This is a genomic window from Methyloceanibacter superfactus (assembly GCF_001723305.1).
Taxonomy (GTDB): Bacteria; Pseudomonadota; Alphaproteobacteria; order Rhizobiales; family Methyloligellaceae; genus Methyloceanibacter; species Methyloceanibacter superfactus.
The window spans coordinates 1-18131 of the sequence record NZ_LPWF01000018.1; the positions used below are offsets into that span (position 1 = coordinate 1).

Consider the following 18131-nt stretch of genomic DNA (forward strand, 5'->3'; position numbering starts at 1 on the left):
CCTCGGCGGGCTGCATCACCACTACGTCCGAGTCTAGGTTTTCGGTACACACAGCTCAGTCTTCCTTGACTAGTTGGAATCGCAGGAACTTGCCGATCCGCACGTCAGCGGTCCCGGAATGCGCCTTCATTTCCACATCGCCAAGCCGCATGGGCTCAGTCTTCTCCACCTGTGCAATCCGCGCCGGAGTCGCAGGCGCTCGCGGCAATTCGTGGCCGGTCGCGGCGCGAAGGGCTGAGAGCACGGCAGCGGGCGCTTGGACATGTGGGATCTCGGCAATGCCATTAAACCCTTGCGGAATCCCCGGCTCCAGCAAATCGGGAAACTCACAGTTGACGAGCGGCGCATCGGCCAGAGTTGGAATCAGGTAGCCGCCCCAGTCCCCGTTGGCCGGTTGCCCGTCCGTATAATCGAGGCTTTCCGAAAGAGCGAAGCCAAGCCCCATCAGCGACCCGCCTGCGATCTGACCATGGGCTTGGACGGGATTCACGATGCGCCCGCCATATTGCGCCACGTCCATCTGCACGCCGCGCGCGAGCCCCAGCTCGGGATCGACATCGACGACACAGCGATTGGCCGAGAATGTCAGCGCCACATGGGCAGGATGAGTGGCATCGACTTCGTTCAGCGGCCAGGTCTGGCGCTGGTCAAACCGCTCCGTGGCGCGGAAGACCAGTCCCATCCCGGCTTCCGCAACGCTCGCCAGCCGGCTGCCATCCACAGCGGAGACCACGTAATCGTCGCGCACATCGAGCGTGGCGGGATCGACATCGTGTTCGTGACCGTAGAATGTCAGAAACCGTTCCTTCAGCCGCGCGGCGGCGAGATACACGGCGGGACCAGACGTCATCGTCTGTTCCTGCGCATCGGTCGTGCAGGCGGGCGGCATCGTGGTGTCGCACCCGCCAAGCCGCACGATGCTCACGCCGAGCGCCGTCTGCACGATCTGGATCGCGCACGTAATGAATCCCTGCCCGACTTCGGCGGCGGCGCACTCGAGCGAGGCCACGCCGTCATGAAGGCTAATCATAGCGGTAGTGTTCACCGGGCAGGCCTCGGACATTCCAGTATTCTTGGCGGCAGCGGAGACACTCACCCCACGCCGAATGTCCTTGCCGCGGGTCGGCGAGGCGAGGCCGCCGGGAACAGCCGCGGGCGCAAGCGGCGCATCGGTCTTCAACTCCGGCGGCAGCGGCATCGCCTGGCAGGCGTCGATGAGCTCGGCCACGGGCGCCGGCCCCTCCTGAAGCTGCCCAAAGGTCCACTGGTCCCCCGTCTTCATCGCGTTCTTGCGGCGCAACGCGGCACCATCCATCCCGAGTGTCCGCGCCAGCTTGTCCAGATTCGCCTCACAGGCAAAAATCGGTTCGACCACGCCGAAGCCGCGCATCGAGCCGCACATGCCATTGTTCGTGGCGACCGCCCAACCCTGAATGTCGGCGTTCGGAATATGGTAAGGCCCCTGAATAAAGGAGCACGAATTCCCGATGCCGCTCGCGGCGGTATGGCTGTAAGGACCGTCCTCCAACAGGATGCGGGCCTCGAGTTTAACGAGGGTTCCGTCGCGGTTCGCGTGATGGCGCACCCAGATGCGGCTCGGATGGCGGTGATAGCGCGCAAGGAACGTTTCCTTGCGCGAATAGACGAATTTCACCGGACGACCTGTCTGCAAGGCGATCAAAGCTGCGTGCACCTGCCACGTCATGGAAACGCGGCCCCCGAACGAGCCGCCTACCCCGGAATTGACGACCAGAACCTTTTCTTCCGGCATCGCCAGGCAGGCCGCGATCTGTTCGCGGTCCGCATGCACCCATTGGGTCGCGCCGGTAAGCACCACCCCGCCATTGCCGTCGATCCGCGCGATTCCGGCATCGGGCGCGAGAAAGGAATGGTCTTGCCGCGGCGTGATGTATTCGCCTTCCACCTGGACTTCGCCGACCACGGAAGGGTCGCCGCAGTGGAGAGCGACGCGGCGGAAAACCTTGCCGGCTCTTAGCGCTTCGAGGGCATCGGTCACCGGCGCTTCGGGTTCGTATTCGACCTCGATGGCGGTGGCCGCACGGCGGGCAAGTGCGGGCGTCTCCGCCGCCACGACGGCCACCGGCTCGCCCACATAGCGGACCCAATCGTCGGCGAGAATGGGCGTGTCGTGATTGACGGCGCCGCAGAGATTCATGGGAACATCCCAGGCCCCAAGCACCGCATGGACGCCGGACATGGCCTTGGCGGGATTCAAATTCACGCGACGAATGCGGGCGAGCGCATGGGGCGAACGCAACGTCGCGCCCCACAACATGCCGTCCTCGCTAAGGTCGGGCGCGTATTCGAACTCTCCGCGTACTTTCGCATCGCTGTCCGGCCGGCGGCTGGACGTGCCGATACCTTTGGCTTCGGGATCGGTCTGGCGTTCAGGATGCATTATTTCCATCCGCGACTTCGGCAATGGCATTGATGATCGCGCTGTATCCCGTGCAACGGCAGAGATTGCCATCCATCCCTTCGCGGATGTCGTCGACCGTCGCTTTCGGGTGTTCCTTCAAGAACGTTTCGGCCGCGAGGATGAAGCCCGGAATGCAATAGCCGCACTGGACGCCCGCATGTTTGACGAATGCCTGCTGTAGACGCGTGAGCGAACCATCGGGGCGGTTGTAGCCCTCGATCGTCATGATCTCGGAACCAACGGCTTCGGCGGCGAGTTCGACGCACGCATTGACCGGTTGGCCGTCGATGAGCACGGTACACGCGCCGCACGCGCCTTCCTCGCAAGCTTGCTTCGTTCCGGTAAGCGTCAAACGGTAGCGCAGGACCTCGAGCAAGGTCTCCGTGTAATGGGCGCCCGAAATTTCGTGCTCGGTCCCATTGATCCTCAGCGGATAGCTGAGCGTCTCGCCGTTATGCATGCTATCCTCCCAAGGCTCGCTCGAGAATCCGTCGCGCCATCACCTTGATCGCGTGGCGGCGGTAGGCTGCGCTCGCGATCGCATCTTCCGGTGGGTCGCAGTGATCGGCGGCGATGTCACCGAATTTTCGCGCCATGGTTTCGCTGACGCTTCCACCTTCCCAGTCGATGGCTTTTTTGGCGAACTGCTCAGCCTCCGGGGCCCGCATGGCCACCGGCCCCGCTCCGCCAAGTCCAAGGCGGACGGCTTTGCGCTCGGGGTCGACGCACAGCGCCACGCTCGCCGTCGCGTTGCCTGCGCCGTTCCGCGGAGCGACGCGTGTGAAATCCTGGAAACCGGCCGTCGGCGGCACCGTTACGCCAACAAGAATCTCCGGCTCCGCGCTGGGATTGCGCAGCGCCTCACCGAGATCGCGTTTGGAGTCGCCGCTGGCGGAAACGAAATGCCCAACCGCTTCGAGCGCAAGCAGACATGGCGGCAATGTGCGGTCCGTCCGGGTCGTGAACAGATTTCCACCGACCGTCGAGCGCGAGCGAAGCTGGCGTGTTCCCGTCGTTCGTGCTGCCAGCCGGATCATGGGCTGGTCTTCCACAAGCGGATTGGTCAGCAGATCGGCCATCGTGCAACCCGCACCAAGGAAGAGGCCGTCTCTCGTGTTCTCGATCTTCTTGAGAGAGGGAATCCTGCGGAGACTGATATAGCCATCGGGTTGGAACCGTCCGAGATTCTGGTCCGGGATCGTCGCGGTTCCGCCGGCGACAAATCGCGCTGCGGGATGTCTCGCCCTGGCTTTCAGAGCTTCGTCCAGAGTTATGGCTTGAATGAACATGCGGCCATTCAACTCCTAGAACCCCCAGGTTTGATAAATGAAAATGGCTAATGAAACTTCGACAGCGTAGCCGATCACGAGAAGTACCGTGCCGCGCACGGTTTGCGCCCCTGTCGCAAAGGGATTGAGCCACCAATCGAAGGCCCGGATCACCACGGGCATGAGGACCCAGCTGAGCAGGATGGTACCCACCACATTGCCCAGGAAAACCACAAACGGAAACGGCAGCCCCAGTCCTCCGAACACGAAATGACCGTCGACCTTCAGCCCTCCGCCGGCGGCATTGCCAAGCGTCATGTCGTAAACCGTCACCAGGGGAAAAAGCACGAGCAGCGCGACCATTGCCTGCTTCCAAGTCGGGGACTCGGCTGCCGCCCCGGCACTGAACCACTGCCCATAGGCGCTAGGGGTCGCGATCACCTCGTCTCGCCGGTCTATGGCGAATTCATCGAGAAGCGCCCGCCGCTCGGGCGACTCCTCCCAGCGGTTGAGATCCTCCTGGGTCCGGAACGAGAGGACCGTCGTCCAAACATCGCTGCCCGTTGCGGGCTTGAAGACATCGACTCCGTCGAAGCCCGGGCTTTTCGCGACCGCGGCCTGAAACCTGGCCTGCGCGGCATGCCATTCAGCTTCCTGATCCGGCGATATCTGCGAGCGCACGACCATCAGAGACCGGGCCCGCCCTTCCTCGAAGCCGAGCCTCTCCTGCGGCGGAGAAGTCAGCAGCCCGCTGCCTTCGGCATGCGCTTTGACGCGCGGAGCGGAGGTCCTCCACGCATCGCGCTCGCCATCGGTGTCGAACTTATAGGTGACGCACCATTCGATTTCCGTCGGGCGCTCTTGGCGCGTATCGGTACCCATTCCGAGAAAGCCCGACGCCGCGAAGGCGGATTCGTTCAACGCCGCAAGCCAGTCACGAAAGCTATGCTCTTGATCGGGGCGCACCGGGTAGGTGACGGTGAGAATGGAAGGCCCTGCTTGCATGGCTCGCAATCGAGGGGTTCGACTCGTACCGACACAGAATCATCCCGGTATCAGACCATCTCGCTCGGGAAAGAGCAACGCGGAAGGGCTGCAAGGCCCTTGAGATGGCTTCACAGGGGCCGGCAGCCGGCTCGAGCCTGGACGAATTGCACCACATAGCGGAGGATGTGCGGGGCGAGCGTTAGCAGGAAAGTTCCTGGGACCGACACTGCCAGACCTCATGTTCGACCTCCCGAGGGAACGCGGATGAACAGGGTGGAGCCACAGCGACTCGCAGCCGTCGAACCCATCTCCACCGCACGCCATTGGCTCGAATCTTTCGACACTATCGGGTTGGCAACCGTTGTGTCGGCCTGGGGCTCCGCGCCAGTACCGGTTGGCGGACAGTTGGTCGTCACGCCTGACGGCCGTTTCGAAGGTTCGGTGTCGGGCGGATGCGTCGAAGTCGACGTCATCACCGAGGCACAGGACGTCATCGCAAGCGCCAAGCCCAAGGTTCTCGAGTTCGGAATTGCCAACGACGTCGCATGGCGAGCGGGGCTACCTTGTGGCGGTACCATCAAGGTCTTCATCGAACCGCTACAGCATTCGGACCGGGGCCTTCTTGATCTCATTCTCGACGCCCGCCGGTCGCGCCACGGGGTCGCGATCGCGACGAATCTCGAGACGGCAGAGCGCCGTCTCGTCGATCTCCAATCGGCCGCGGATCCCAAACTCATGGCGCAAATTTCAAGCGGCGAAAGCGGGGTCGTCACGCTGGCCGAAGGAGAAACCTTCGTGCTCGTCTGGATGCCTTCCGTCCGCCTCGTCCTCGCCGGCGCGACCCATATCAGCCAAGTCCTTGCCGATATCGCGTCCCGTGTGGGGTATGACGTTACCGTCGTCGAGCCGCGCCCCGCATTCGCCACGACGAAGCGCTTCGGCGCTGTGACCGTCATCGAGACCTGGACCGATCCGTCGTTCACCATCGACGACCGCACGGCCATCGTTGCGTTGAGCCACGCTGCGCATCTCGACGACGAAGCGCTTGCCGCGGCGCTGCGGTCCGATTGCTTCTATGTCGGCGCGCTCGGTTCGAAGAAGACTCATGCCGCGCGTCTCGAACGCTTGCGCGCGGACGGCTTCGCAGACCACCAGCTCGAACGCATCCACGCTCCGGTCGGACTTGCCATCGGCGCCAAGGGACCTGCTGAGATCGCCGTCTCGATCCTTGCCGAAATCGTCAAGGTCGCGCGCGGAGCAAACTGATGGTCAAGCTGGCCGCGATCTGCTCGCCGCAGGTTGCTCCTCACGCTTCGGACGCCACAACAAACTTCTCGCGAACATCGATGGACGGCCGATGGTACGGGTCACAGCGGAGGCGCTACTCGGCGCCGGCTGCATCGAAGAGGTGCTCGTCGTTACAGGCCATGACGCCGAAGCCATCGAGGAAGCCCTTGAGGGGCTAGCCGTTCGAGTCCTATACAATTCGGACTGGCGCGACGGCATGGGCCGCTCGATTGCGCGTGGCGTCGCGGGGCTTACCGCCAGGCCCGATGGCGTCGCCATCGTCCAGGGCGACATGCCGTTTCTGGCCCCCGAACTGATCGAGAGGCTTGGTGCGACGTTCCGCGACTGTCATGGGAAGTCGGTTGTTTTCCCGGCGACGCCCAGCGGGGAACAACGAAATCCCGTGCTCTGGCCACGCCGTTTCTTCGACCGATTGAAAAGCCTAAGCGGACCCGAGGGCGCCAAAAGTGTGCTGAACGAAGCCGCCGAATTCTGCTGCCCGGTGCTCACGAGCGATGAGAAAGCGCTTCGCGATATCGATGTCCCGGACGATCTGCCTGGCTAGATTCTAAATCAGGAACCTTTAAATCGAGTGCTTCGACACGCTCGGTGTCCCGGGCTTGGCATAAGAGACACTCTGCCGGGTAGCCCCAAGTCCGCTTAGCAGACACTCTAAGGGAGGGAATGTTCGCCTTGCTCCTGCCTCCGGAATCAACACCGAAGCCGAGGTCAGGAGCAGAAAACGGCGCTATCTCCGTTACCCGGCGGGGGTCGAAATTCAGCGAGAGGCGAGGGCGGTCCCTTTTGCCCGAGAAATGGTTCGCTGTTCGCAGCTAAAAATTCCCTGATCTGCTCACTAGGGAATTCCGCCCGCAATCCTTGCGTAGCAAGCGCTCCAGGGGCGCTCCACAAACTGATTCCGACGAAATTCCCTGTATTTTCCCGGATATCAGGGACTTTGACGGCAGAGACGCGTTCGCTGCAGCCTTCCAGCACAGCCACACTAAGTCATTGATATAGAGGTATTGTTATGCTCTGGCGAGGTGGCCGACTTCCCCGCGGAATCCGGTGTGTGTACCGAAAACCCCATCCGCATTTGATCGGCTGAAGGAATCACCTAACGTCAGAGCAGAATGTTAGCGCTGCTCTGCTTTCTCCTGGCCGTCTTGGCCTCGCCATTCAAGTCGAAGAGCCGGCTTGAAGCAGAGAACGCGGCACTTCGGCATCAGTTGATCGTTTTGCGGCGTAAGGAGCCGGGCCGGATCCAGCTCACGAACAACGATCGCTGGTTCTTGGTCCAGCTCTATCGGTGGTTTCCGTCGACCCTGCAGGTCCTATCGATCATTCGCCCCGAGACGCTCGTGCGTTGGCATCGGGCGGGCTTTCGCAGCTATTGGTGTTGGAAGTCGCGCTCACGGGGAGGGCGGCCGCAGATCGAATCTGACCTCCGTGCGTTGATCCGGCGGATGAGCATCGAGAACCCGCTTTGGGGAGCGCCACGCATCCACGGCGAACTGCTCAAGCTCGGGTTTGAGGTCGCACAGTCGAGCGTCGCCAAGTACATGGTCAAGCGACGCGGCCCACCGAGCCAGGGATGGTGCACCTTTCTGCGTAATCACGCGCCGGACATTGCCGCCATGGACTTGTTCGTTGTCCCGACCATTGGCTTCAACCTGCTCTATGCCTTCGTCATCGTTCGGCTAGACCGCAGAGATCTCGTTTGGATCAACGTCACGACAAACCCGACAGCAGAATGGATTGCGCGTCAAATAACGGAGGCATTTCCTTGGGATGATGCCCCGCAATATCTCATTCGCGATCGGGATCGGATCTACGGGACCATCGTCACGCGCCGATTGCGGGCCATGGGCATTCGGGACAAACCTACTGCACCAGCCTCGCCTTGGCAGAACGGCTTTGCTGTACGGCTGATCGGATCGATCGGCGCGAGTGCGTGGATCATTTCGTCGTCTTGGGTGAGGCGCATCTGCGCCGAATCCTGAAAGCCTATGCTCGCTATTACAACGCCATCCGAACGCACCGGTCATTGGAGAAAGATGCGCCGGCCTCTCGCCCCGTTCACCGCACCGGAGCTATTAGTTCGCACGCGATCCTTGCCGGACTTCATCACCATTACGTCCGAGTTTAGGTTTTCGGTACACACAGGGATTGCGAGCAAACAATAGGGCGGAGAACTCGCATCAGCCGATACGACGTCGAGAACGAAAACTGCAGCGGTTCAAATCACCCGGCTCAGCCCAACGTTTCCTTGCCATCCATGCCGCCACATTCAACGCATTCACCCATCAACGTCATCTGCTGCGCCGACCGCACTTCAAGGAGCTTCGCGCCGGTTCATTCCGCACTTGGGCCGGGTCATCCGCCACCGCATGACGCCTGTTGCCCGCTACATTCACCGCGACTGAACGTCGATAACGTGACAAAGCCCCAAGCGCCTCAGATTTCGCTTGGATCAAAGCGGCAGCGCAGAGGATAGTCCGTACCTGGCAGCGTGCCCTGACATTCCGGCATGTGCCAGCCGACGACGTTCCCGTCGACGAGTTCGGTGGGGCAGCCGACCTTCACAATCACCCAGTTTCGGTGTGCTGCTTCCCATGTTGGCGCATAGGCCATGCTGACTTCAGCGCAGGTTCCATAGTCCGCGAGATTCGGCGTCATTTGCCGGAGCCAGAGATTGCTTAGGGCTGCGGCATCCGTCACCGTCTCGACGACTCTCATGCACTCGACCGGTAGTTGCCAATCGAGCTCTCGCTCCGCTCCGGTCGCAGTGCCCTCCTGAGACCCGCTATTGACCCGGCAGGCGATGATGGCGAGCTTTGTCGGTGGCGCCACCGCCTTGCGGCCATCGTCGGTAATCAATCGAAGCCAGAGGCTCGGTTCCGCTGACCTCTCGATCATGACCGGTTGTTCGACCTTCTGCTCCTGTCGTTGTCCCGTGTCGGCGATCACACTTTGGGCGAGCGTGCCCAGGACAACCAGACCGACGAGTGTATTGACGAGCATGCTAATCATAGCTCACTGCCTCCCTTCAATCATGGACCGGGACTTCGCTGCTAGGCGGCTGGTGACGCCTGACACCTTCCACCGCATGCAGAATTTGCTCGAAGCCGTCGGTAAGCGGCGACGCAAGTGACTTCCCGATTTCGGTGAGTTCGAGCCGTGAACCCACGCGCCCCACCAGTTTACATCCAAGAACCTTTTCGAGCAGGCGCAAGCGATGGCTGATTGCGGACGGGGTAAGACTGAGCTCGACCGCGGCCGCCTTGATCGACATGTGCCGTGCGACAGCCTCGAATGCGAGAAGTCCATTCAGCGGTACTGCTGAGAGAGACTTCTTCTGCACCCACTCATTCATCCGCAAGTCTAAGCCTCAATTTCATTTTGGAACGATGCCATCGCTAGGCCTTACGAATCGCAATAAGCACTCTACGCCTCGCGCCCGGCCCGCGGATCACACCGAGCCGTTCAACAGTCCGTGACTGTGCATAGTGATCCATCAAGACTGGGCCGCCGTATCATGTTGCAAGCCAAGAGCCTCGGGTGTCGCCACATGACCTACTTCGTTGCCTACATTGCTGCCGCTGCCGGATTTCTACTTCTAGATTTTCTCTGGCTCGGATTCGTCGCTAAGGGCTTCTATCGACAGGAAATCGGCGCGCTACTGCTTGATCAGTTCAACATGGTGGCGGCGATCGGCTTCTATCTTGTCTTTGTTGTGGGGATCGTGATCTTCGCCGTCCTGCCAGCTTTGCAGACTGGGTCGTGGAAGACGGCCTTGCTGTATGGGGCGTTATTTGGGTTCTTCACCTACGCCACCTACGACATGACCAATCTCGCGACCCTCAAGGGGTGGAGCCTTTCCGTCACGTTCGTCGACATAGCCTGGGGCACGCTGCTTACGGGAACAGCGTCGCTCCTCGGCTACGCGGCAGCGCGGGCTGTGAGTGGCTAGGCTCGCTTGCACGCCAAGTGAGTGATCCGACACTCCGCCCCATGCGTATCGTGACGGTTGGGTCTCAAACGGATCGATGAAAATGGCTCCTCTGAACATCGCGGTGATCGGCTCAGGCATCTCTGGCCTATCCTCAGCGTGGCTGCTCTCCCGAGGCCATCGTGTGACCCTGTTTGAGCAGGAAGGGCGCCTCGGCGGTCACACCCACACGATCGATGTTCAGACCTCCGACGGAAGGGTGCGGGTGGATGCCGGGTTCATCGTCTATAATGAGCTCAACTATCCAAACCTGACGGCCTTGTTCGGTCACCTCGGGATCGTCACCCAGCCCACGCGCATGACCTTCGCCGTTTCGGCAGACGGCGGCGCTTTCGAGTATTCGGGCAGCGGACTAGCTGGGCTGTTTGGCCAGGCGTCAAATATCTTGCGGCCACGGCAGTGGCGTCTCGTCGCCGACCTGCTCCGGTTCTTCCGCTCATCGCGCGACAGGCTCGCGGCGTATCGGGAAGGAATTTCGCTCGGCGACTTCCTGGCCGAGGAACACTACTCAGCGGCTTTCATCGAGGATCATATCCTACCCATGGGCGCGGCAATCTGGTCCACGCCCATGTCCGGCATGCTGGATTTTCCGGCCAGCACACTCGTCAATTTCTACGACAATCACGGCATGCTGCATGCCAATGGCCGGCCCGATTGGAGGACGGTATCGGGCGGCAGCAAATCCTATGTCGACCGCCTGATCGCCGATGGTAATATCCAAGTGACGAGCGGTGCTGCTGTCCGCCGCGTGGGACGCACCCCGACATGCGTGCACATCGAGGATCAGCGAGGGGTGGTCCGCCTGTTCGATCACGTGGTGATCGCCACCCATGCCGACCAAGCGCTGCACATGCTTGGCGATGCCACGCAGCAGGAGACCGAACTTCTCGAGAAATTCCGCTACGAACGCAATCGTGCCGTACTGCATCGCGACAAGCGGTTCATGCCCCGGCGCCGGCGTCTCTGGGAGAGCTGGAATTACCTTAAACAGGGGCGGGGCATTGAGAGCGCGCTTTGCGTCACCTATTGGATGAACAGCCTGCAAAGCCTGCCGACCTCGACCGATCTGTTCGTGACCCTCAATCCGTCCCGGGAAATCCATCCCAAGGCAGTGGACGCCGTGATCGATTACGATCATCCGGTCTTCACCGCTGAGGCCATCAGGGCTCAAGCCCGTCTATGGTCATTGCAGGGCAGGCAGCGCACCTGGTTCTGCGGGAGCTATTTCGGCTACGGTTTCCACGAGGACGGTTTGCAAAGCGGGCTGGCCGTCGCCGAGCAGCTCGGAGGCTTGCGGCGCCCGTGGTCCGTTGCGGGGGAGTCGGACCGTATCCAAGTGACGGATGTGGTGATGGACACGGAACACGTCCCACTTGAGGCGGCCGAATGATGTCAGCAACGTGCGCCTCCGCGCTTTACGACGGTGTCGTGACCCACAAGCGGCTGCGGCCCATTCAGCACGTGCTGCGCTACCGTGTATTCTCATTGCTACTCGACTGCGAGCAACTGCCGGTGCTCGATCGGCGGCTTCGGCTGTTCTCCTATAACAGCTTCAACCTGTTGAGCCTGTATGACAACGATCACGGTGACGGAACGGCACTGCGCGGTTACCTGCAAAGGATCGCCGCGCAAAGCGGTCAGGTCGGGATCAAACGCTTTTTAATGCTCTGCTATCCGCGCGTGCTGGGCTACGGCTTCAATCCGGTTACGGTCTATTTCGGCATGGACGCGGAAGCGCGCCCCAAACTCATCGTTTATGAGGTCAACAACACGTTCGGCGAGCGCAAGTCTTATGTCATTCCGGTGCCCGAAGACGCCGCCACAAACACGGTGAGCCAGAACTGCTGCAAGGCGTTCTACGTCTCCCCCTTCAACAGCGTGGAAGGGCGTTACAGCTTTCATGTGACGCCGCCCGGCGAGGAAATCACTATCGGCATTGCTCTCGACAACGATCAGGGGCCGGTGCTGAAGGCATATTTCCGGGGCATACGGTCGGACCTGACCGACGCAACCCTGGCGGCCGCTCTTCTGCGCACGGGCTGGCTTTCGGTAAAAGTGATGGGCGCCATCCACTTCGAAGCGGTGAAGCTCTGGCTCAAGGGGTTGCGGCTGACCAAGCGGCCGCCACCGCCCGAGATTGCTATCGCCTTCATTCCCACACCGAGAGAGAACTAGGAACGATGACTGATAATACGCTCGCAGCGGCTCGCTTGCGGCGCCCCGACCTGTTCACACGTCTTGTGGTTGGAGTCGGCGCGCGCCGGCTCGCCTGGCAGCCGCGTGGCTCGCTGATGATCGAGCTGCCGAATGGCCGCCGGATCACATTCGGTCAAGACCGGCCCTACGATGCCGTCCTGCGGCTCAAGAACTATCGCGTGATTGCCAAATCGCTCCGTCGTGGAACGCTCGGCTTCGCCGACGCCTACATTGCCGGAGATATGGAGTGCTCGGATCTGCTTGGTCTGTTCCGCTTCTTCGTCCGCAACTGCGCCGCACTTGAGAAGTCCGGCCGCGGCCTGTTCAGGCACAGCATTGTGGATCGGCTCTGGCATTTGCTGCGGCAGAACAGCCGCCGCGGTAGCCGCCGAAACATCACGGAGCACTATGATCTCGGCAACGCCTTCTTCGAGAAATGGCTGGATGGCGAACTTGTATACTCGAGCGCGCTCTTCAGCGAGAGCACGGCAACGCTCGAGGAGGCGCAGGAGGCCAAGTTGCAGGCAATCCTGCAATCCTTGGCCCTCGAACCCGGCATGAGTCTGTTGGAGATCGGCTCCGGCTGGGGGGCGCTTGCACTGCGTGCTGCGCGTGACAACGGCGCCGCCGTGACTGGCATCACGCTTTCCCATGAGCAGCGGGTCTGGGCCGAGGATAGGGCGGAGGCGGGCGGGCTGTCTAACTGCTCTTTCGAATTGCAGGACTACCGCGATACGGAAGGCCAGTTCGACCGGCTCGTCTCGATTGAGATGATTGAAGCCGTAGGCGAGGACCGGTGGCCGTTATTCTTCCGCACCATTCGCGACCGCCTCAAGCCGGGCGGCATCGCCACGCTTCAGGCAATCACCATCCACGAAGATCATTTCGACGACTACAGGGGAAAAGCAGACTTCATCCAGCGCTATATTTTTCCCGGCGGGATGCTGCCGACGAAGACGATCATCGCAAACCTTGCGGAGCAGGCCGGGTTGCAGTTCGAGCGGGTTACGGAATTCGGATTCTCCTATGCGCGCACGCTCCGCGAATGGCGGCTTCGCTTTGAGGCCAACTGGCCGGAGATCGGTGCGCTGGGCTTCGAGGAGGAATTCCGCCGCAAATGGCGCTACTACCTTGCCTATTGCGAAGCGGGGTTTCTGGACGAGGTCATCGACGTCGGCCTTTACCGGCTGACCCGCCCGGCGGCTGGTGCCCTCAAGACTTGAGCATGACGTCCGCACGACCCAAAAGAACAAGGCATTGGGCATGAGACGCAGTGCCTTCATCGCCCAGGCCAAGCGGCGGGGGAACACGATCTCGTAGTCCTTGTTCTCGAGTCCGTGCAGGAGCCGGCGTGCTGCTTCATCGGCCGGCATCAGGAAGGGCATAGGGAATTCGTTCGAGGCCGTCATCGGCGTATCCACGAAGCCCGGATTGACGATCGAGAGTGCGATCCCCTCGGCGGCAAGCTCTGGCCGCAGCGCCTCCGCCAGATTGATCAACGCCGCCTTGGTCGGACCGTAGGCAGCGGCTTTTGGCAGCCCGCGGTAACCGGCAACGGAGGCGACGATGGCGATCTGGCCGTCTTGGCGGCGGGACATGCCGGGCAGGAGCCGCGCCAGCACATTGACCACCCCCATGAAGTTGACCTCCATGGATTTCTTGAAGGCGTTCACATCGAGGTAGGGCGGGCTGACGATTTCCCAAGTGCCGGCGGACAGCACTACGAGGTCGATGGGGCCGTGGACGGCTTCGATTTCGCGCACGCACTGGCCCACCGCCTCTTCGTCGGTCACATCGAGCGGGTAGGCTGCGATCGTACGGGATCCGGCCTCCAAAGCCTCCAGCGTCTTGACGGAGCGGGCGGATACGGCAACAGCAGAGACCCGTCCATCCAGCAGCTTTGCCAGCTCAAGGCCGAGGCCGGAGCTCCCGCCCACGATCCACACCGTGCGCCAGGGGAGCGAGGCATCGCAAGCCACTCAGATCCCCACCAAAGGTTGAAACAGCCGCCCAAAGAAGCTCTTGAAGCGTGTCGGCGCTTCGGTCGCGACAAGGCAGATGCAGGGCTCGGAGGAATCCACCATAGGCTGATGCTCGACATTCTCATCGAGATCGGCGACGTCACCGGGGCCGAACCGTCCGAACGCATCGCGGTAGGATCCCGTAAGGACCAGGGTGATCTCCGTGCCGCCGTGACCGTGTTCTGGAATTTTTTTTGCCCGGGGCGATCTTCAACAGTCTCAGCGAGCCGCGCGCCGCCTTTGAGGTCGGCAGCCGGTGCATCGCCACACCAGGCGCCACTGTCTTCCAGGCAACGTCATCGAGGCCGCCCCCGACGAGCCGGGCGAGGGGACGGGAAAGCGACGGCTTTCTCTGCTCGGGCTCGACCAAGGTCTCGACCGGTTCGTTCAGCCTTCTCATGGCGCGCTCGAACGCCGCTGCGTCCAACGGTACCGCGTCAATGGCCTCAAGCAGATTGCCACCGATCTCCTCGGTCTCGCGGATTCGGGAGCGGCATTCCGCGCATGAGGCGAGATGCGTTGCGACGACCGTTGCGAAAGCCTCGTCGAGACTGCCAGCGGCATAGCTCATCAAAGTGGCCCTGTCGGGATGATGTGCGATCTTCACGTTACGTCCTCCAGACGCTCCCGCAACTTGCCGTAAGCGAGACGCATGCGGGACTTCACGGTTCCAAGCGGCACGCCAAGTTTCTGCGCGATGTCGGCCTGCGGCATGTCCTCGATGAATGACATCTCGATCACGCGCTGCTGATCCGGAGGCAGCTCCGCCATGGCCTCGAACACCAAGGTCTTGCGCTGCCGCGCCTGCACGGTCTCCTCGCCGTCCGCATCCGGTGACTCTAAATCCAGGTCGTCTATGTCCTCATACGCGTGAGGGGATTGGCGTCGAAGCCTGTCAATGCGCCGGTTGCGCGCGATGGTGAAGATCCAAGCGGCGACACTGCCTCTCGCTGGCTCGTACAGCTCTGCCTTTCGCCACACGGTGATCATGACGTCTTGAACGAGGTCCTCGGCCACATCGGCGTCGGCACCGCTCTTGATCATCAGTGCCTTGACCCTTGGTCCGAAGCGCAGGAACAGGCACTGGAACGCCGCGCGGTCGCTGTCATATGCGAGGCGTTTGATCAGGTCCTGGTCATCTTCGCCTTGACCGGGGCGAGAGGACGAAGATAGGGCGTTGCTCATGCGCAAAGAGCAGCCTTTGTCTTAGCGGACTTACTTCGACAGTATACGCGGGAGAAGGCGGGGCGGATCACCCAAAAGGGGACACTCTTTCGGCTCTGAGCAGGACCGTTGTTGGCACTTGGCAGACGTGGCGGTCGCTTTCTAAGAATGTCCGCTAAGTGCCATGTGTGGACGGCTCCATGTTGGCAAGGGTTTTTTGAGCGCTATCGCACGGCTGGTCGGAGCTGCCATGTGTTCGGCCTGTTGATGCGGCGCTGTTCATGGCCGCTGGCCATAATGCTCCGCCAGCGTCCACGCAAAGAGAAAGCCGCCCCGGTTTCCCAGGGCGGCCCCAGCGTGCTCTGGCGAGTGGACAGTGTCCAGAGCATCGGCAACAAATATCAGGGTCACCAGTGGCGGCGCACACCGCGGCGCACATAGTGGCGCGCACGCGGGTAGCCGTAGCGGTAACGTGGGTAGTTACCATAGCGCGGGTAACGGTATCCATAGCCGTAGCGTGGGTAGCTATAGCCGTAACGAGGATAGTAGCCGTATCCGTATCCATAGCGCGGGTAGCGGTAGCCGTAACCGCCGTAGTAACCTCGGTTAATGTTGATGCTGACACCCGGGGTGTTGATGCTGACACCTCCGGCTGACGCCCTAGAGGGCACGAACATCACGAAGGTAAGGGCGACGGCACACACAACAATTGCCAAAGAATTTTTCATCACCAGCTCCTTTCGGCGGAACGCAATCCTCGCATCCTCGGCCCGCGTGAGCGCGGCAGCATGACCTCAGGATTTTTAGACCGTGGGGCAGATCGTTAAACCAAAGCGCCAATGTCCATCGCTCAGAGGGCCAGCCGCTCATTATCACCTCACCACCCACCGCGACCTGACCTATATCAAAACCGCTTCACCTTGGGCGCGTGATGCGAGGGTGATATGCTCGGCGTATGGACTGATGCGATAGTCGTAACAACGCCCAAGAGGATATTTCATGCTGAGAACCATCGTTCTGTCGTCAGCACTACTCCTGTTCCTCACCTCTCCACTTAGGGCACAGGTGACTATCGACATATCGAAGATCAGTTGCGAACAGTTTGCCCTGTATACGGTCGCAAGCCCGGACACTATCGCAATATGGCTGCATGGCTACATGAGCGGCAAACGCGGCGATACGGTCGTGGATGTTGAGGCGTTGAAGGCTAACGCAAAGAAGGTCCGATACTATTGTGTGGAACATGGAGACGTGCCGCTGATGCAAGCGGCGCAGGAGATATTGAAGCCCTGAGACTGGCTACTGGAACGCTGATACGAAGGTATGTGAAGGAGCAACCATGATTGCGAAAGTCGTGATGCTCTATCTAACTGTTTACAGCTGCGACACTGGCGCGGTGCTGTATCAAAGCGCACGTCAGATGCCAGAGTTCTCAGTTAGCGGCGACCGTGTAGAGGACTGCCGCAAGACTGGCGTGCAGCAGGCAAAGACGCTGGCGGTACGCTTTCAAGAGAATTATCCGCATGCAAGCGCCAACGTGGTTTGCAGATGGGAGCGTGGGCCGTTGTCGCAACGCGCCTAGTGGGTAACCGCTTGGCAGCGTCCCTCAAAAAAAAGCCGCCCCCGGTTTCCCAAGACGGCTTACCTGTCATTCGGCCCGCCCAGCCCTAGCCTTTTGATCTGCGTCATTCTCACACTCGGCAACTTGCGGCCTACTCGTTAAGATGAATTGTCAATTTCAAGATAGTAGACCCACAAATGAAGGACCGCGAGTAATGCGTCGTTTGCTGTTCGGTGCCGCCGTGATTGTGGGTGTCGTCTGGGCGGTGCCCGCCACGGCGATCCCTGTAGCTATGCCGGGGTTTAACAGCCAAAACGTCGAGGCCGCGACGGTCGAGGAAGCTGCCTATTGGCGTCGCCGTTACCGGCGCTATGGCTATCGTGTGCCCTATGCCTACCCTCCCGCCGCCTATCCGCCTCCGCCTGCATACGCCTACCCTCCCGCCTACTATCCGTCTCCGCCTGCCTATGCCTACCCTCCCGCCGCCTATCCGCCTCCGAATGGCAACTACGGCGACTATCCGTATGCGAATGGTGACTACGGCGACTATCCGCCCCAGAACGGCTACTAACCGACCCAGCGACAGGCTGCGTCACTCGAATTCCTAACTTCCGTTAGTGGCACGGAGCGGACATGCCGGCGGTGCGGTCTCACGTCGGCTTTTGACCCTAAACGGACTCAACCACGATTTCGCTTTCTAGACGAACTGGGACCGAAAGCGAGGCGGTCACAAGGCAGGCATTCTTGCCCTTCTCAAGCATCCTTTTTGCGCGCTCAGGATCTCCGTTGTTGGGAAGTGTGAGCCGCAGCTTGAGAACAATTTCTGTGAAGCGGGTGGTGCCTTCCACGCGGTCGACCGTCCCGCTGCCCGACAAATCGAGCGATGCGCAGTCGAATTTGGAAGCCCGCGCGACCGCCCGGAATGTGAACAAGAAGCACGTTACCACGGCGGCAAGGAGGAGCTGTTCAGGGCTCCATGCATCGCCAGGGCCGTCAAACTCCTTTGGCGGCGCCGAGCGTAACGGGGGGACTCCTGCGGCCGATAGCGTTGCATAACCTGTTGGACCACCGGAAAGGCTGACTTCGTACAGATGTGGCAATGGCTTCATCTTGTGACCGAGTTCTTCATATTGCGTGAGCCCTGTGTGTACCGAAAACCTCATCCGGTTTGTCTAGTTGAAGGAATCGCCTAACG

General features: G+C 61.0%; 21 protein-coding genes and 1 pseudogene. 10 read left to right on the top strand and 12 right to left on the bottom strand.

The genetic code is table 11. The features are described 5' to 3' along the window. Positions 1–55: 55 nt before the first annotated feature. Genes AUC69_RS05995 through AUC69_RS06010 form a run of 4 tightly spaced genes read right to left on the bottom strand, consistent with a single transcriptional unit; the run spans position 56 to position 4713 of the window. Complete coding sequence (locus AUC69_RS05995) at positions 56–2419, bottom strand: xanthine dehydrogenase family protein molybdopterin-binding subunit (RefSeq protein ID WP_069441357.1); 2364 nt, start codon at positions 2417–2419, stop codon at positions 56–58. Next, positions 2409–2900, bottom strand: coding sequence for a (2Fe-2S)-binding protein (locus tag AUC69_RS06000; RefSeq protein ID WP_069441358.1), 492 nt, complete (start codon positions 2898–2900; stop codon positions 2409–2411). The genes AUC69_RS05995 and AUC69_RS06000 overlap by 11 nt, the downstream gene beginning before the upstream one ends. A gap of 1 nt (position 2901) precedes the next feature. Then, positions 2902–3729 carry an FAD binding domain-containing protein gene (locus AUC69_RS06005; RefSeq protein WP_069441359.1) on the bottom strand — a complete coding sequence of 276 codons (828 nt, stop codon included), beginning with the start codon at positions 3727–3729 and terminating at the stop codon, positions 2902–2904. A 15-nt stretch (positions 3730–3744) separates the two neighbouring features. Beyond that, entirely contained in the window at positions 3745–4713 is a 969-nt protein-coding gene (locus AUC69_RS06010) for an antibiotic biosynthesis monooxygenase (RefSeq protein ID WP_069441360.1), read from the bottom strand. 246 nt (positions 4714–4959) lie between these two features. Here AUC69_RS06010 and AUC69_RS06015 point away from each other — a divergent pair, with 246 nt between their 5' ends. The 3 genes from AUC69_RS06015 (at position 4960) to AUC69_RS06025 (ending at position 7985) form a co-directional block, all read left to right on the top strand. Continuing rightward, positions 4960–5961 (top strand): XdhC family protein, encoded by a 1002-nt coding sequence (locus AUC69_RS06015; RefSeq protein WP_069441361.1) that lies wholly within the window; start codon positions 4960–4962, stop codon positions 5959–5961. Further along, complete coding sequence (locus AUC69_RS16135) at positions 5924–6547, top strand: nucleotidyltransferase family protein (protein ID WP_158008037.1); 624 nt, start codon at positions 5924–5926, stop codon at positions 6545–6547. Before AUC69_RS06015 ends, AUC69_RS16135 begins: the two co-directional genes overlap by 38 nt. A 568-nt stretch (positions 6548–7115) precedes the next feature. Further along, positions 7116–7985, top strand: coding sequence for a hypothetical protein (locus AUC69_RS06025; protein WP_204377275.1), 870 nt, complete (start codon positions 7116–7118; stop codon positions 7983–7985). Between the two features lie 454 nt (positions 7986–8439). On the opposite strand, the gene AUC69_RS06030 is transcribed toward AUC69_RS06025, so the two are convergent. After that, complete coding sequence (locus AUC69_RS06030; RefSeq protein ID WP_141700625.1) at positions 8440–9006, bottom strand: hypothetical protein; 567 nt, start codon at positions 9004–9006, stop codon at positions 8440–8442. 25 nt (positions 9007–9031) lie between these two features. Further along, complete coding sequence (locus AUC69_RS06035) at positions 9032–9358, bottom strand: LysR family transcriptional regulator (protein WP_069441364.1); 327 nt, start codon at positions 9356–9358, stop codon at positions 9032–9034. Between the two features lie 195 nt (positions 9359–9553). Here AUC69_RS06035 and AUC69_RS06040 point away from each other — a divergent pair, with 195 nt between their 5' ends. From AUC69_RS06040 to AUC69_RS06055, 4 genes are all read left to right on the top strand, one after another. Continuing rightward, on the top strand, positions 9554–9955 hold the full coding sequence (locus AUC69_RS06040; RefSeq protein WP_069441370.1) for a DUF2177 family protein: 402 nt from the start codon (positions 9554–9556) through the stop codon (positions 9953–9955). Between the two features lie 82 nt (positions 9956–10037). Continuing rightward, on the top strand, positions 10038–11384 hold the full coding sequence (locus AUC69_RS06045; RefSeq protein ID WP_244500121.1) for an NAD(P)/FAD-dependent oxidoreductase: 1347 nt from the start codon (positions 10038–10040) through the stop codon (positions 11382–11384). After that, complete coding sequence (locus AUC69_RS06050) at positions 11381–12169, top strand: DUF1365 domain-containing protein (protein ID WP_204377276.1); 789 nt, start codon at positions 11381–11383, stop codon at positions 12167–12169. Before AUC69_RS06045 ends, AUC69_RS06050 begins: the two co-directional genes overlap by 4 nt. A gap of 5 nt (positions 12170–12174) precedes the next feature. Then, positions 12175–13413 carry an SAM-dependent methyltransferase gene (locus AUC69_RS06055; RefSeq protein WP_069441366.1) on the top strand — a complete coding sequence of 413 codons (1239 nt, stop codon included), beginning with the start codon at positions 12175–12177 and terminating at the stop codon, positions 13411–13413. Positions 13414–13596: 183 nt separating this feature from the next. On the opposite strand, the pseudogene AUC69_RS19645 reads toward AUC69_RS06055, so the two are convergent. The 5 genes and pseudogenes from AUC69_RS19645 to AUC69_RS17740 all read right to left on the bottom strand — a co-directional run. Beyond that, positions 13597–14169: pseudogene (locus tag AUC69_RS19645) on the bottom strand (SDR family NAD(P)-dependent oxidoreductase); the annotation flags it as partial. Beyond that, entirely contained in the window at positions 14170–14400 is a 231-nt protein-coding gene (locus AUC69_RS19650) for a cupin domain-containing protein (protein ID WP_083239152.1), read from the bottom strand. Continuing rightward, a complete protein-coding gene (locus AUC69_RS06060; RefSeq protein WP_141700626.1) occupies positions 14312–14782 on the bottom strand; it encodes a cupin domain-containing protein in 471 nt (156 codons plus the stop codon). Before AUC69_RS06060 ends, AUC69_RS19650 begins: the two co-directional genes overlap by 89 nt. A gap of 32 nt (positions 14783–14814) precedes the next feature. After that, positions 14815–15396 (bottom strand): sigma-70 family RNA polymerase sigma factor, encoded by a 582-nt coding sequence (locus AUC69_RS06065; RefSeq protein ID WP_069441367.1) that lies wholly within the window; start codon positions 15394–15396, stop codon positions 14815–14817. A gap of 386 nt (positions 15397–15782) precedes the next feature. After that, complete coding sequence (locus tag AUC69_RS17740) at positions 15783–16103, bottom strand: hypothetical protein (RefSeq protein WP_193427403.1); 321 nt, start codon at positions 16101–16103, stop codon at positions 15783–15785. A 271-nt stretch (positions 16104–16374) separates the two neighbouring features. Between AUC69_RS17740 and AUC69_RS06070 the strand changes: the two genes are divergently transcribed. The 3 genes from AUC69_RS06070 to AUC69_RS06075 all read left to right on the top strand — a co-directional run bounded on the left by AUC69_RS06070 (position 16375) and on the right by AUC69_RS06075 (position 17507). Beyond that, complete coding sequence (locus AUC69_RS06070; protein ID WP_069441368.1) at positions 16375–16668, top strand: HdeA/HdeB family chaperone; 294 nt, start codon at positions 16375–16377, stop codon at positions 16666–16668. Positions 16669–16714: 46 nt separating this feature from the next. Next, on the top strand, positions 16715–16957 hold the full coding sequence (locus tag AUC69_RS16950; protein ID WP_141700627.1) for a hypothetical protein: 243 nt from the start codon (positions 16715–16717) through the stop codon (positions 16955–16957). A 193-nt stretch (positions 16958–17150) separates the two neighbouring features. Beyond that, complete coding sequence (locus tag AUC69_RS06075) at positions 17151–17507, top strand: hypothetical protein (protein WP_069441369.1); 357 nt, start codon at positions 17151–17153, stop codon at positions 17505–17507. Between the two features lie 97 nt (positions 17508–17604). On the opposite strand, the gene AUC69_RS06080 is transcribed toward AUC69_RS06075, so the two are convergent. Then, a complete protein-coding gene (locus tag AUC69_RS06080; protein ID WP_204377277.1) occupies positions 17605–18099 on the bottom strand; it encodes an OsmC family protein in 495 nt (164 codons plus the stop codon). Positions 18100–18131 lie beyond the last annotated feature (32 nt).